Annotated in this window: 15 protein-coding genes; 12 read left to right on the top strand and 3 right to left on the bottom strand. The window is 42.8% G+C overall.

Going from position 1 to position 13,564, the window contains the following annotated elements; all coding sequences use genetic code 11:
* Positions 1-300: 300 nt before the first annotated feature.
* Positions 301-1,488, bottom strand: a complete 1,188-nt coding sequence (locus ACBP55_RS20375) for an alkaline phosphatase family protein (RefSeq protein WP_464644528.1) — start codon at positions 1,486-1,488, stop codon at positions 301-303.
* 167 nt (positions 1,489-1,655) lie between these two features.
* On the opposite strand from ACBP55_RS20375, the gene ACBP55_RS20370 reads away from it, so the two are divergent.
* From ACBP55_RS20370 to ACBP55_RS20360, 3 genes are all read left to right on the top strand, one after another.
* Positions 1,656-2,855, top strand: a complete 1,200-nt coding sequence (locus tag ACBP55_RS20370; RefSeq protein WP_464644526.1) for a polysaccharide deacetylase family protein — start codon at positions 1,656-1,658, stop codon at positions 2,853-2,855.
* Between the two features lie 210 nt (positions 2,856-3,065).
* Positions 3,066-4,196 (top strand): MGDG synthase family glycosyltransferase, encoded by a 1,131-nt coding sequence (locus ACBP55_RS20365; protein ID WP_464644524.1) that lies wholly within the window; start codon positions 3,066-3,068, stop codon positions 4,194-4,196.
* Between the two features lie 60 nt (positions 4,197-4,256).
* Positions 4,257-4,931, top strand: a complete 675-nt coding sequence (locus tag ACBP55_RS20360) for a TVP38/TMEM64 family protein (RefSeq protein WP_464644522.1) — start codon at positions 4,257-4,259, stop codon at positions 4,929-4,931.
* 122 nt (positions 4,932-5,053) lie between these two features.
* Here ACBP55_RS20360 and ACBP55_RS20355 read toward each other — a convergent pair whose 3' ends face one another.
* Positions 5,054-5,599: a TetR/AcrR family transcriptional regulator gene (locus ACBP55_RS20355; protein WP_464644520.1), complete on the bottom strand. Its 546-nt coding sequence runs from the start codon at positions 5,597-5,599 to the stop codon at positions 5,054-5,056.
* A 336-nt stretch (positions 5,600-5,935) separates the two neighbouring features.
* Between ACBP55_RS20355 and ACBP55_RS20350 the strand changes: the two genes are divergently transcribed.
* The 9 genes from ACBP55_RS20350 to ACBP55_RS20310 all read left to right on the top strand — a co-directional run bounded on the left by ACBP55_RS20350 (position 5,936) and on the right by ACBP55_RS20310 (position 12,754).
* Positions 5,936-7,099, top strand: a complete 1,164-nt coding sequence (locus ACBP55_RS20350) for an MFS transporter (RefSeq protein ID WP_464644518.1) — start codon at positions 5,936-5,938, stop codon at positions 7,097-7,099.
* A 210-nt stretch (positions 7,100-7,309) separates the two neighbouring features.
* Complete coding sequence (locus ACBP55_RS20345; RefSeq protein ID WP_464644516.1) at positions 7,310-8,311, top strand: serine hydrolase domain-containing protein; 1,002 nt, start codon at positions 7,310-7,312, stop codon at positions 8,309-8,311.
* 211 nt (positions 8,312-8,522) lie between these two features.
* Positions 8,523-8,912 carry a GntR family transcriptional regulator gene (locus ACBP55_RS20340; RefSeq protein ID WP_464644514.1) on the top strand — a complete coding sequence of 130 codons (390 nt, stop codon included), beginning with the start codon at positions 8,523-8,525 and terminating at the stop codon, positions 8,910-8,912.
* Positions 8,887-9,588 (top strand): ABC transporter ATP-binding protein, encoded by a 702-nt coding sequence (locus ACBP55_RS20335; RefSeq protein ID WP_464644513.1) that lies wholly within the window; start codon positions 8,887-8,889, stop codon positions 9,586-9,588. Before ACBP55_RS20340 ends, ACBP55_RS20335 begins: the two co-directional genes overlap by 26 nt.
* Positions 9,575-10,249, top strand: a complete 675-nt coding sequence (locus ACBP55_RS20330) for an ABC-2 transporter permease (RefSeq protein ID WP_464644512.1) — start codon at positions 9,575-9,577, stop codon at positions 10,247-10,249. The genes ACBP55_RS20335 and ACBP55_RS20330 overlap by 14 nt, the downstream gene beginning before the upstream one ends.
* 29 nt (positions 10,250-10,278) lie before the next feature.
* The gene (locus ACBP55_RS20325; protein WP_464644510.1) at positions 10,279-10,800 is read left to right on the top strand and encodes a class I SAM-dependent methyltransferase; all 522 of its coding nucleotides are present in this window, start codon (positions 10,279-10,281) and stop codon (positions 10,798-10,800) included.
* 205 nt (positions 10,801-11,005) lie between these two features.
* Positions 11,006-11,128: a hypothetical protein gene (locus tag ACBP55_RS20320; protein WP_464644509.1), complete on the top strand. Its 123-nt coding sequence runs from the start codon at positions 11,006-11,008 to the stop codon at positions 11,126-11,128.
* A complete protein-coding gene (locus ACBP55_RS20315; protein ID WP_464644508.1) occupies positions 11,118-11,732 on the top strand; it encodes a DedA family protein in 615 nt (204 codons plus the stop codon). The genes ACBP55_RS20320 and ACBP55_RS20315 overlap by 11 nt, the downstream gene beginning before the upstream one ends.
* Positions 11,733-12,556: 824 nt before the next feature.
* Positions 12,557-12,754 (top strand): hypothetical protein, encoded by a 198-nt coding sequence (locus ACBP55_RS20310; protein WP_464644506.1) that lies wholly within the window; start codon positions 12,557-12,559, stop codon positions 12,752-12,754.
* A 67-nt stretch (positions 12,755-12,821) separates the two neighbouring features.
* On the opposite strand, the gene ACBP55_RS20305 is transcribed toward ACBP55_RS20310, so the two are convergent.
* A complete protein-coding gene (locus ACBP55_RS20305; RefSeq protein WP_464644504.1) occupies positions 12,822-13,544 on the bottom strand; it encodes a hypothetical protein in 723 nt (240 codons plus the stop codon).
* Between the last annotated feature and the right edge of the window lie 20 nt (positions 13,545-13,564).

The following is a 13,564-nucleotide window of genomic DNA, read 5'->3' as shown; positions in this document are numbered from 1 at the left end:
GGGTTTTCCAGTTAGATGACCGTTTAGAGCAATTAACGCCAAATGAACAGGAGGAATTCCTGTTAAATTTCGCTTCGTATCGAAACAAAATAGAGGCTGCTCGCTAGGTTAATAACCTCTTGAGTCAGTCTCTTTATTTACAACTAACTTTCGTTCTTTTTGTTTCAAGCTAATCGTAAATCAAAACTTATGTATAAAATAACTTTGTTTCTCTCAAGTAGACTATACAGAAAGGCCTGATACGACGCTAAGCACTGCGATATTTAATTAGGCGCGATTCTTGTCGGACTTGCCATGATATTATTTCCACATAGATGTAATCGGCTGTATTTGCTGAACATCCCTTAGTAGCGGCAGACGATAAACATCCTCAATCGTGCGAAGAACGTTTTTATGATTCACATACTCGTCATATTGCCCAGGTTTAACCATGGGTCCAACGACGATGAGGGGGATATGATTCGCCTTCGCATAATCGTCCTCATCCCATGTAACGATGAGCAAGCTCCGATGTGTTTGCGCCCAGGTCACATACGCATCCAGATTCGATTGGAGCCAATCGTCTGCCTGCTTAACGGAACCGTCATGCATATCATCTTGATGATTTGGGATGACGAAAGATACGTTAGGTAGGTTCGTAAAATCCTGTGGAAATTGTGAAAAGGGTTGATTCAGATCTTTCGGTACGTTTGTAAATTGCACCCATGGGTTATGCTTGCGCGCGTAGCCATTTGACCAGCAACCTGTGTAACCCACGGTCGGCAAATCTTCCGAATATCCGGTGAAGGTCAATTTGGCACTAAATAATTCAGTGACGAGATTTTGTGAGGTGAACGGTTTTTTACAGCTGTCGTCGGTTACTCCTTGTGTAGAGCCTGAAAACAAAGCGAGATAGTTAGGCTGGCTTGGATGTGTGACTCCATGCGCATTCGTGAACAGCGCACCGCGCTGAATGAGTGATTGCATATAAGGAGCATCGGGGCTTCCTATGATTTGATTATAGGAATGGTTTTCTTCGACTACAACGACAATATGATCAATCGGCGGCGTCAAACTGGAGGTTGCTCTATCATTTACAAACACAGAGCTTGTGGCTTGATCCCAATCGATCTGAAGACCAAATTGCTGGGCGAGAAAACGTACCGGAAGCATCGAGCTGCCGCTTTCGATATAGGGCGCCAATTCAAGTGTAATTCGGCTGTCATTCACTTGAACGACCGGGTTGCCGATCGTTAGCTGGATCCTTTTATCTGCCTTATCAAGCGTAACTTTATGCTGCTCGTTCTCCCACGTCACTTGAAAGCCAAGCGCTTCAGCAATCGTCCGCAAGGGAACGAAAGTAGTGCCATTCACGTTTTGCGCGCTGACTTCGGAGTTTAGTTTGTTGCCGTTCATAAACACTTGTGTCGGAACACTGGCGTTTGCAGCCGTTGGAACCGACAATGTCAGTAACACAGCAGCGATAGAAAGTAGCTTCTTTTTCATCATGCACCTCATGTAGTAAATTTTCGCAGACTTCCTGCTCTAAATACTTAGAGCTAAGCTAAGAGAAAAAGTTGCATGTTTTCGTATTGGTTAATTTTTCCGGAAAATAGTCGAACAGAACCTTACTTTGCAACGTCTTCTTGATGGTGGTTGCATAAGGAGGGATTCTTTTGACAACGAAATTCATTTTGAGGTTAAGCGGGTTGCTTGTGGGGATAGTTCTTGTTTTATTTTTAAGTATTGAGATGAGAAGTCGTCATGTATTTACTCCGCGGCAAGATCACAGTTCTATTCAATCACCTCTAGCATCTGCCTCCTTAGATCATATTCCCGTATCTACTCGCGTACCAACCTTAGAAATAGCAACAGCGGCTTCTCCCAGTACTCCTGAACCAGTACCAGTCGAAACACCATTAGTCCTTTTTAAAGGACAGATCGAACATATCTTTTTTCACCCTTTGATTGTTTTCCCGGAGCTCGCCTTTGATGGAGATTCTATGGCGAAAGGCTATAATGATTGGTTCGTCACGGTGAAGGAATTCAATAAAATCTTAGATTCGTTATACCGCAATCAGTATATACTAATTGAGATTGGTTCGTTGTATACGGAAAAAGAGGGTGTTGTCAGGCCCCAAGAACTGTGGCTGCCCGCGAATAAAAAACCTCTCGTTCTTTCGATTGACGACCTCAATTATTACAATTATATGCGCGAAAATGGTAATGCCTCTCGATTAGTCTTGGATGAGAATGGAGAAGTTGCAACTTATTCCATGACACCTCAAGGGGAACCGATTACGGCTCGAAATAATGAAATTGTCCCTATTTTGGATGATTTTGTCCATGCGCATCCCGACTTTTCTTGGCACGGTGCGAAGGGAGTTATTGCCCTAACTGGATATGAGGGCATTCTTGGGTACCGCACGGATCAACGCGACTCGCCTAATTATATAAACGCCAAGGAGGGTGTACTTCCAGTTATTAAGCGCTTGAAGGAGACCGGATGGACTTTTGCCTCGCATGGCTATGGGCATTTGGATACGGCAAAAATAACCTTGAATCGATTCAAACAGGATACGCTGCGCTGGAAGCAAGAAGTAGAGCCGCTGATAGGCGCCACCTCTGTATACATTTATCCATTCGGAAGCAGTGTGCTTCCTGAGGATCGCAAATATCAGTTTCTCAAGGAGGAGGGCTTTCGAATCATGTGTTCCGTGGGTCCGGTTCCATACCTTGCCTTTAAGCCAGACAGCGTCATGATGGATCGCAGACATATAGATGGCATAGCTCTTCACGACCAGCGTTCCAGGCTGCTACCTTTGTTCGACAGTCAGGAAATTTGGGATTCTATAAGACCAGGATCGGGTCCATAATAAATTAGGAGAAGGATTCGCTGTTATGGCAATCCTTCTCTTTACTTTAACTATGAATTAATAAAATCTTAAGAAATGATTCACACTTCCTTAACTGTTATTGCCTATGATTTAGAAGTGATAAATGAAATGACTCATAGTCAAAAATGTATCGTATACATTAAAATATAAGATATGATTTGCTAACTCGAAGGGGAGGTTCGTTATAAAATGAATATATTTCCCAAAATTTTGGTTTTGACAGCTGGTTATGGCAATGGACATTTACAAGCTTCTCAAGCTTTGAGTGAACAATTCGAAAAGCAGGGAGCAAAGCAAGTTATCACACTTGATCTCATGAAAGAAGGACATCCTTTATTAAATACAATTACCATTTCTCTTTATAATAAAAGTACACAAGTGGCCAGGATGGGACTGGATTATTACGGTTGGAGCTACTATTTGACAAGGGAAGCGGAGTATGATGCGCTGATTAATCGATCATTAAATATTTTGGGTCGGAAGAAATTATTTCAGTATATACAGCAAATACGACCAGATGCAGTAGTGAATACCTTCCCATTTGGGGCAACTCCTGAGGTTTGCAGAACACTTGGTGTTAGCAACTTTACTGTTATAACGGATTATGCATTGCATTCTAGATGGATTCATCCCGAGGTAGACAAGTATTATGTCGCTACAGAGGTGTTGCAGCAGCAGCTCATGAGTAAGGGTTTTACGAAAAATCAAATCCATGTCAGCGGCATTCCTATCCGTAAGCAATTCGATGAAATGAAATCAGACAAGCAATCCGTATTGGTAAACAGCACGAAGAAAAAATCGATTTTGGTTATGGCAGGTGATTATGGGATCTCGAGCTATATGGAAGAAATGGTTCTATCTTTATTAGCCATAGGTGATTATGAGATTACGGTTATTTGCGGGAGAAATGAGAAAGTTAAACATAAATTGGATGCTCTTCAATCGTTTCATCCTAACTTGAATGTTCTCGGATACGTTAGTAATATCCATGAATATATGTCAAATACGACTTGTATCGTTACGAAAGCAGGAGGCTTAACTTTGACCGAGGCGATCTCCATGCGCATTCCAATCTTCATATTCAAACCGTATGCAGGACAAGAGAGAGAGAACGCTATATTTTTGTCCGAACAGGGGGTTGCTTCGATTTCAAATCATGTGGATGAGCTTGCAGTTCAAATAAAAGGTTTGATAGATACTCCTTTGCTTCAGAGTGAGATCAAGAGTCGAATGCTTGCTCTAAAGAAAACCCAAGCGGCTTCTGTCATTGCTCATGACATCATGGAAACGATCCGTCAACCCATTTCTGTTTCTGTATGAGCAGGAATTTTAATTGAAAAGATTGAGAAAAACTATCATATATGGGAGTGACCGATCAACTTGAAATCTCAAAAGACTCTCCCTCACGCTCGGCTTATGAGCATCATTAGTTTACTCATCATTGCTAGTATTATTAGTTATTATGTTTATCTACTTCATACCGGTGCTGCCCAAACCATGTTGAAATCTATCAAAGATTTGGGGATATTCGGCATTTTAATTGGTATTATTGTTCAAACGTTAGCGAACATTGTTCCTGTGCCAGGAGAGTTTATAACCGTTATTCTCATGGAAATCTACGGTCCTGTGTGGGGAGGATTTTACTCTTGGATTGGTGGTATTGCTGGGGCTGTTGGGGCTTTATACCTCACCAGATGGGTAGCTAAACCTTTTTTAAGTAAGAAGGGGCTGCCCTTTATGAAAAAAATAGAGGAATTCACGAATAAATATGGTGTGTTAGGACTTTTATTCATTCGTTTCGTTCCTTTTGTTCCCTATCATCTATTAAATTATGCAATGAGTTTCCTACGAGTAAACATTTTGAGTTTCATTTGGACAACTGGTCTGGGTATATTACCATACAGCATAGCCATGAGCGGCATATATGCAGGGGTTCGTCAGGGCTCACTGCTGTGGGGAGTTATCGGAGCGGTCGTATGCATCGTATTATTTGGATTAAGTTGGTTGTTAAAGAGAAGAAATAATATGCTAATGGCTGCGAAAATAGGAGAATGATGCGACTTTGCCACTCGTCTTCCTTCATACATTTTAAAAATGGGGTAGCCAACGGCTATCCCATCTTTCATTAACGCCAACAATTTGAAGCATCTTGACGAGTTACATGGTAGACATTTGGATTACATATTTCTATTTAACAATGTCCCTAGTTGTTCTGCCAAGACATGATGGGGGACAGGCTTTTCATTAGTAAACCACCATTCCACTACTCCTACGTAAGCAGATGCAACAAACCGAACTAGAAGATCTTCATTTAACTTCTCGTTCTTACCTTTGGTTACTTCGACCTCATTCGTTAATTCTTCGATGAGTAAGTCAAGAAACCGACCCCGAAAATAAGGCGCACCTTTACTCGCTAACATCATTGAAAAGAATGAATAATTACGTTCAAAGTATTCGGTCCACATCAGAGTCGCTTCGATAAAATCCAATTCGGATGCCGATTTGCACATTTCCCTTAGAACGTTTATATGTTCTTCAATGAGCTTATCCAGTAAATCAAATTTATCTAAATAATGGAGATAGATGGTCCCGCGGCTCACATTCGCTCTGTCGGAAAGATCCTGTATCGTAATGTCATCAAAATTTTTCTCTGACATCAGTTCAATAACTGCTTTTTTTATCGCTTCCTGCGTTTTGAGTATTCTTCGATCCACTTTAGCCAATTGGCGGTCACCGAACTTTCTTAACTAATTAACAATTATTATGTAGTTGTTCATTTCTTAACAAATCACGCTTATTTAACAATTGTAGATTTTCTGTACCTACATATAATTATAGACATGTGTTCATGAATTCATCAAGAGTTATTCAAACGTATTGTCTCAGAAGAACACAAGATTTCTTATATGCTGGAACGAGCGAGGAAAGGAAATTATTGGGTCGGTACTAAAGGAGTTTGCGATCGAGATGAAATTGTACTCGCCACAAAGGTTAATGACCGGATACATCCATACTGGATCGTTGGTCATCAGTAAAGCGGTTAAGGAGGTAGGAAAAAAATGGAGCGCCTATGGACGAAACCATTTACTCTCATGACGATAGGAAACTTATTCCTATTTAATGCATTTTATATGCTGTATCCGACGTTGCCGCCGTTCATCAAACAAATGGGGGGCAACCAATCGCAGGTCGGTCTGGCGATGGGCGCGTTTGCGCTTTCCGCTGTTATTTTCCGGCCGCTCGTCGGCGGACTGCTGGATCGGTTTGGCAGACGTCCGTTTATCGTCTGGGGGCTGCTTCTATTCATCCTGGCGATGTATATGTATGACTGGGTCGGGGGAATTGTCATTCTAATAGGGCTTAGAATCTTGCACGGCATGAGTTGGGCTATTTCCACAACTGCCACGATCACGGCGATTACAGACATGATCCCGTCCAGCCGCCGCGGCGAAGGAATGGGGTGGTTTAGCACATCAATGACCCTGGCTATGGCAATCGGACCGATGTTCGGCATATGGGTTTCACAGAACCTATCGTACAGCGCTTTGTTTTTAATCGCCGTCGTCTTCTCTGCGGCAGCGCTGCTTCTGACACTTGGTGCAAATACGCCTTACCGACCGCAAATGGGCGCAAGAAGAATTGAATTGTACGAAAAATCGGTTTTGCCCGTTGCGGCATCTGTCTTTTTTCTGTTTATCGCTTATGGCGGCATTACCACCTTTGTTCCGCAGTTTGCAGACTCGATCCAGGTTAATTCCCGAGCGTTCTTTCTGGCCTTTGCTGTAGCACTTGCGCTCAGCCGTCCCATTTCGGGAAAATTTTCTGATCGGTACGGAGAGATGTTTGTCATTGTACCGGCACTTGTGATTACGATTTGTGCCTTAGTGGTCTTGAGCCTCTCAACCGATTTGATCGGCGTGATCGTATCGGCTGTTCTATATGGAATCGGCTTCGGTTCTGCGCAGCCGGCTTTTCAAGCAGTAACGATACGTCTGGCCCGTTCGGACCGAAAAGGGGTTGCCAATGCCACTATAACGACTGCTAATGACCTTGGCATCGGGCTAGGTGCAATCATGTTAGGCTGGGTCTCTCAGTACACTAGCTACCAAGTATTGTTTGCGGTAAGCGCAGTGTCAGTAGCGTTTTCCTTGATTCTTTTCACTTTCTTTATGAAACGTTTATTGAAAAACAAACCGTCTCTGAATGCTGATTCGAATTTATAATTGAATTAGCAAGAAACGATACTTGGAAAAAAGCAGGCAGCTGAGGCGGTCTGCTTTTTTACTTGAATTAGCGTTCAGAATTGTTCATTAGCTTTAAAGGGAAGTATGGATCCGTTCGCGAATAGTTAAATATCTTTTGGTATTTTTGTGAAATTCGTAAACATACAGCTGTGACGGACGTGGTAAAAGGAGAGGAGAATATCGATCCAAATGTTAGTAGATCCTTCGAATCATGCGTTTAGTGAACTAAATGAGTACGTCTTAAAGATAAGAAATCTGATTTCTGCAACAGCCGCATCCACTTATATTATTCAAAATGATTGTGTGGTAAATGAATGGTATTCGGGGTGTCACGATAATACAGTAGGCAGTCGAAGGGTAGATGCCCAATCCAAATTTAATATTGCTTCTGTCCGTAAAACATATTTAGGTTTCGTTGTTAGCCTCGCTCTTTACGAGGGGAGAATCAAAAATTTAGATGACTGTGTTACTGATTATTTAGATGATTTGGACGAATTTGTCTTAAAAGATACTACAATACGTCATTTGCTAACGCATACTCACGGTCTCCAAAGCAGTGATAGTCTTATAAAAAGGGCTTTTCCACCAGGGACTGATTGGAAGTATAATAACACGGGTGTTAATTTGCTAATAACTCTTGTTCAAAAGGTATTTGGTCAAACACTTGCATTGATATTGCAAGAAAGACTGTTCTTACCCTATGGTTTTACTGAAACTGGTTGGCATAAAGAGAAATCAGAAAAATTAGTATGGCTGAATGAAAACTATAAGGATAGTCAAGGCAATGATGCAAATCTATTTGTTAGCACTAGGGAATTAGCCTATTGGGGATATATTCATTTAACAAAAGGAAAAGTTAATGGCATGCAATTTGTTCCTAGCTCTATTTTCGAACAAGTCAGTTCTATTGCTACACCTTTAAATCTTAACGAAACTTTACCACGTAATGGATTTTTTTGGTGGATCCAGGACAAATCTCGACCTATATCTGAATTAGGAGACCAACTCCCCAAAAGTGCTTATCAGTCACTTGGTTTATACGGAAATACTGTCTTAGTTATCCCTGAGTATAATGTTGTGGCAGTAAGAATGTTGAACCAAACCGATCGTAATCCTCCCCAATATGACTATTTAAAAGACATACAAACCTTCGGAAACCTTGTTTGCAAATGTGTTTTGTCACAAGAATAGATTTGACCTAACCTTTTACTTAAAAAAGGGGCTGCCCCATGCCCATCAAGGTAAGATTTTAAAGTACCCCCAAATAGGAAAAAACGTCCTCGACTTAAGAAATAGCTAAATTTTTTCATCATTTGATATATCTATTGACTTCGCATTTGTTTGTTGTTACTGTATTAATTAATTAATACGGTAATACTGAATGAGATTGGTGGAGGCTGCGATGGAATTCAATCAGAAGGAACCGATTTATACCCAAATTATCGATGACATCAAAATAAAGTTCATCAACGGAACGTATCAATCGGGTCAGGAAATTCCCTCACGGCGCGAGCTTGCCAAAAGACTGGGGGTCAACCCGAATACGATCCAGAGAGCCTACAGGGAAATGGAGGACATGAAATTGATTGTAACGGCAAGAGGTCAGGGAAGCTTTATGACCAACGATTCGAAAATTTTGGAAGCATTAAGGGAAGAAGCGTTGAACGCTGCGGTTAGCCAAAGCATCGAAATGTTACGTTCTTTCGGGAAATCGGATGAGGAGATTCTGGATACGATGAAAAAGTATATGAAAGGGGAAAATCTCAATGATCAGAGTGGAACAAGTCGTTAAGACGTTCGGAAATAAAAAAGCGTTGGACAGTATATCCTTCTCCGCCGGGGAGGGGCGAATCGTTGGATTGCTGGGTACGAACGGCGCAGGCAAATCAACGATGCTCAAAGCGATGGCCGGACTGCTCCAGCTGGATCGAGGCAAGATTACTATGGACGGCAAATCGCCGTGTTTGTCTACAAGAGGGATACTGACGTACCTTCCCGACAAGGATGTCTGGTATCCATGGATGAAATTATCCGATGCCATGCAGTATATGAAAGACATTTATTGGGACTGGGACGATAATAAGGCTCGTCATTTGCTCGATTTTTTCGAATTAATGCCCGAATCGTCGATTCGAGAGGCGTCCAAAGGGACGCGAGCTAAGATGAAGCTGTTGCTGGCACTTAGCCGGCAAGCCAAATATTTGTTCCTGGACGAACCTTTCTCGGGAATCGATCCTTTCGCGAGACAGCAGATTGCTCAAGCAATTGTGGAGGATTTTGTGGAGGAAGGTCAAACCATTATCTTAACTACGCACGAGTTATCCGAAGTGGAAGTCATGCTCGATGAAGTAATGTTTATTCACGAAGGGAAGTTGTTGCTTAGCGGTAATGTAGAGACATTAAAACTGGAAAGAAACTTGTCTTTAATGGAAATTTTGAAAGAGGTGTACAATCATGCACGCATTTAGAAGGTTGGTGTTAACGGATTTACGAAATCGAAGAGGTACGATTTGGGTTACGCTCGGGACAATGGCTCTTCTAAATGTGGCGGTTGCCATACTGCCCCTTCATATGCAGATTCCTGAGAACGGGCTTGGTTTCATTATGTTTTTGAATATTATTGTGTTCGCCGCCGTGTTGCTTGTTCCGTTTCTGCATTGCTTTTCTACATGGCGTGACGAGTGGAAACAGCATTCGATTTATCAATTGTTGGTTCTTCCTGTCCCCCGAACTTATTTGCTTGCTTCCAAATATATCTCGATCCTGGTGGAAGTAATGTTAATAACGGCAGTCATGATCGCCGGCTTATCGATTCAATATGGGGTTAGTGGCGAGCTACTGTTTCGCGCCGACCCTTTGGTTACGTTCGAATGGTCCAAGGTGCTGCTAGTAATAAAGTGGTTTCTATCCGTTACATGCTGTGTGTTTTTATGTTCTACAAGTATGTTGCTTGGCAAGTGCTGCGGCAGGTTATCTCTTCTTGTAACCTTTCTGAGCTTTATAGCTGGCTTGTTCTTATGGATCATAACCTTTGCGAATTTCACGTCGACGTTCACTTTGGTCATCGTAAGTCTTGCGTTTTTTATGGCCAGCTATTATTTGCTGAATAAGAAAGTAGGGGTCGAATGAAAAAAATGTCGTTCTTCGGAGAGTTTCTAATGAATTCAAGTCAAGTGGGGAGCGTCATTCCAAGCTCTGGATTTCTAACCCGTACAATGCTTCCAGTTACTTTGCCATGGCATAAAATGAACCGGATCGCCGAGCTCGGCCCTGGGACGGGCGTATTTACGCGGCATATTCAGCAAAACAGAAGCTCAGGCAGTCGATTGTATTTGTATGAAAGAAACGAAACGTTCCGGAAACAATTGGCACGGCGCTTTCCTGAACTTCCTTTATTTGATGATGCATTAAGACTTGGAGAGATTGTTCAGGAGACGGGACATCCGTTCGACCTAATTGTTTCGGGGCTCCCTTTTGCGAACTTTTCCTATGAATTGAAGGAGCAGCTGTTCGGCGCCATATGCGATGCGTTGGCAGATAACGGAACTTTCGTTGCGTTTCAATATACTCTGCTGCTGAAGCCGCATTTTCAAATGCATTTTCCGGCAATGGACACGGGATACACCTGGATGAATATTCCTCCGGCATGGGTTTTTAAATGCAAGAAAGCGCTCCATTGAAGCGAAAACTAGCTATACAGTTACAGGAACACTAGGAAGAAACTTGGCGCCGAACAATTCCAGTATGCTCCAAATGAAGGTTATGTATTGAGAGTCTCATTCTTCAACTTTTCTTCAGATATCCTTTATTATTTCCTCCGCTCGTTCTGCAGAATGTTTCGTTACGATGTGGATATTAGAAAGAGCGAAAGGAGAAGTGTTTCCAATGATGAGAGCGATTCAAGAGAAGTTGTTGTTCCTATATAAATTCATGCTGGCGCCGAAGCAAATCGGCAGCGTGACGCCAAGCAAACATTCGCGAAAGGAGACTGCCGTCCATGAGCTATGAAATGCTGGTGTTGTATATTCAGCAATTCGGCTATTTGGCGCTGTTCCTCTCTTTATGGCTGGGCATCGTCGGCATGCCGATTCCGGACGAAGTCGTCGTCATGACCGGCGGCGCCGTCACCGTAAACGCGCTTTTGCACCCCGTCCCCGCCTTCCTGCTGACGTATTTGGGTGTCGTTTCGGGCTTATCGCTTGGCTACCTGCTCGGCCGGTATGCGGGAACGCCTTTGCTGAACAAATTGCGCCGTAAGAAGAATGTGGATAAGGCGCTGGAATTTTCAGAGACACTCGTTCAAAAATATGGTAGTTTTGCGATAGGCATCAGTTATTTTTTTCCGCTCGTTCGGCATGCTATGCCATATGTGGTCGGCGTTAACCGGATGCCGTTCAGGCGCTACGCCTTATTCTCATATACGGCGGGCTTCGTCTGGACATTCCTGTTCTTTATAATCGGACGTTATGCAGGCGATCACGCGCGGGAAGTCGGTTCGCTCATCTATGAATACGGCTTGCGCTTCCTTTGGCTACCGTTCGTACTCGTTGCGGTGTGGGCGATTATCTGGTTTGCCTACAAACACAATAAACCTGGAAGGGGTCAGGCTTGACGATACTCGTTCTCATTGCGGATGACGATCCGGAGATTCGCGGCGTCATTCGCTTTTATTTGTAAAACGAAGGCTACAGCGTTTATGAAGCGGAGGAAGGCGTTCAGGTACTCGATTTGCTGCGAAAGGAAACGGTCGATTTGATATTTTGGACATTAATTCAGGCTTTCTTTATTTTTATGTTGGTAAACTTATGTCAACAAAATATGCACAAAATCCCCTACATTGTCTAAGTCCATAAAATTGAAGATTCTCGCTTCTTTACTCAGGATGAGTCATTATAAATAATATACAAGAATAGGGTAGGGCAGTTCGTTTATGAGATGGGTGTTGGATGAACCGTTAGATATTTGGCCAGAACCGATGACGTTTTCCTCTATGTGGCCGGTTAGTGCATTCCAACTCCCCAGATGAACCTTCATACCCAATGACAACAGCAGGTTGCGTGTGCTCAACAACTTCCCGACCGAAACTTTTTCGGGTAAATCTTCTTATTGAGAGAGCCAAGTACAACTTGGACAGAATACCCCTTGTCCTTCAAATACTGCAGCATGAACTTCAGGGAAAAAGCAAACACCCGCAGTTCCATAATGCGTGATGCTCGAATAAGCGACTGGCTGTTTGCACATCTGGTTTTTCAACAAACTGGCGAATGAAAGCAAATTTAACTTTCTCTTGAGGCAAATTCGGGACAATATTGCCGAATTGATCGGAAGGCCCACTTGGCCTTGTTCCAAGGAGCGCAAGATTTGCTTTTGAACGAGAAAGGACGTCTGGAAACCTAGAGAGTAGCGTTTTGCCTTTCAGACAAAGTCGAACTACCTATGGCATATGTAGCTTTTACTGTCGAGAATGCCTTAAAAATAAATGGTTTTGGTATTGAATGGTTATCGATTGAACAATGGAGGGAAGCGATTCAAAGTTCCGGTTATATGGAGTCAGGAATTTACATGTCACTTGCTAAAAAGAAGGTTAATAATGGTCATCGTATGGAGAAAAGAGGCATGGGGGCTGCCCCTTAAATTGATTTCAAGATTATTTGAGACAGCCCCCTATCGAAGACTAATTACGGCAGAGCCCGCGATTCCATTACGGGCTGACCCTGAGTGAATCCAATAACATATAGGTGCCCGATTGCTTCACGGCTTTGAGTGTGTGAGTACCACTGGACAATCCCGTTATCTTATATATGACTTGATTGCTCAATCGGGAGGCGTTGAATGTATTCACCGTTGCCTTGAACACATTATCCAGGTAAATATCAACGTTGCCCTGGGAAGAATCCTTTTCCGTGAGCAATTCCACGCCTGTTCCGGTAAATGTGAATTGGAAATTGTCGTTATTCGTTTGAGTAAAATGTACGTCGTTGTTGTAATCCCCGAAGCCACGGTTGCTGTTGAGCGACCACGACCCCGTGTATAAAATGGCGGAATCCGTATTGTTGTATTGAATTTGGGAGCTTTTGAATCGCAATTGATCCAATAGCATAAAGGTCCCCGACTTTTTCACGGCTTTGAGGGTGTGCGCACCGCTCGGCAAACCGCTGATGCTATAGACGGTTTGTTGAGCCAAGCGTGAGGCATTATAGGTACTTACGGTTTGTTTGAACACATTATCGATGTAGATATCGATATCGCCCTGTGAAGAATCCTTCTCAGATATGAACTCTATCCCTGTACCGTTGAAGGTATATTGGAAATAGTCGTTGTTCGTCTGCGTGAAATGCACATCATCCTGGTAATCCCCGAATCCCCTATTACTGCTGAGCGACCATGAACCCGTATAAGTAACTGCCGTGTCTGTATCATTCACTTGAATCGGCGAGGATACAC

It is taken from the genome of Paenibacillus sp. WG02, from assembly GCF_055396115.1.
Note: the sequence above shows the minus strand (reverse complement) of the source record. Positions and strands in the feature narration are given on the sequence as shown.

What these genes read in the sequence shown, in the direction of transcription:
- ACBP55_RS20375 (WP_464644528.1), bottom strand. Translation starts at nt 1,488, where the DNA reads ATGATGAAAAAGAAGCTACTTTCTATCGCTGCTGTGTTACTGACATTG.
- ACBP55_RS20365 (WP_464644524.1), top strand. Translation starts at nt 3,066, where the DNA reads ATGAATATATTTCCCAAAATTTTGGTTTTGACAGCTGGTTATGGCAAT.
- ACBP55_RS20350 (WP_464644518.1), top strand. Translation starts at nt 5,936, where the DNA reads ATGGAGCGCCTATGGACGAAACCATTTACTCTCATGACGATAGGAAAC.
- ACBP55_RS20345 (WP_464644516.1), top strand. Translation starts at nt 7,310, where the DNA reads ATGTTAGTAGATCCTTCGAATCATGCGTTTAGTGAACTAAATGAGTAC.
- ACBP55_RS20340 (WP_464644514.1), top strand. Translation starts at nt 8,523, where the DNA reads ATGGAATTCAATCAGAAGGAACCGATTTATACCCAAATTATCGATGAC.
- ACBP55_RS20335 (WP_464644513.1), top strand. Translation starts at nt 8,887, where the DNA reads ATGATCAGAGTGGAACAAGTCGTTAAGACGTTCGGAAATAAAAAAGCG.
- ACBP55_RS20330 (WP_464644512.1), top strand. Translation starts at nt 9,575, where the DNA reads ATGCACGCATTTAGAAGGTTGGTGTTAACGGATTTACGAAATCGAAGA.
- ACBP55_RS20325 (WP_464644510.1), top strand. Translation starts at nt 10,279, where the DNA reads ATGAATTCAAGTCAAGTGGGGAGCGTCATTCCAAGCTCTGGATTTCTA.
- ACBP55_RS20320 (WP_464644509.1), top strand. Translation starts at nt 11,006, where the DNA reads ATGATGAGAGCGATTCAAGAGAAGTTGTTGTTCCTATATAAATTCATG.
- ACBP55_RS20315 (WP_464644508.1), top strand. Translation starts at nt 11,118, where the DNA reads ATGAGCTATGAAATGCTGGTGTTGTATATTCAGCAATTCGGCTATTTG.
- ACBP55_RS20310 (WP_464644506.1), top strand. Translation starts at nt 12,557, where the DNA reads ATGGCATATGTAGCTTTTACTGTCGAGAATGCCTTAAAAATAAATGGT.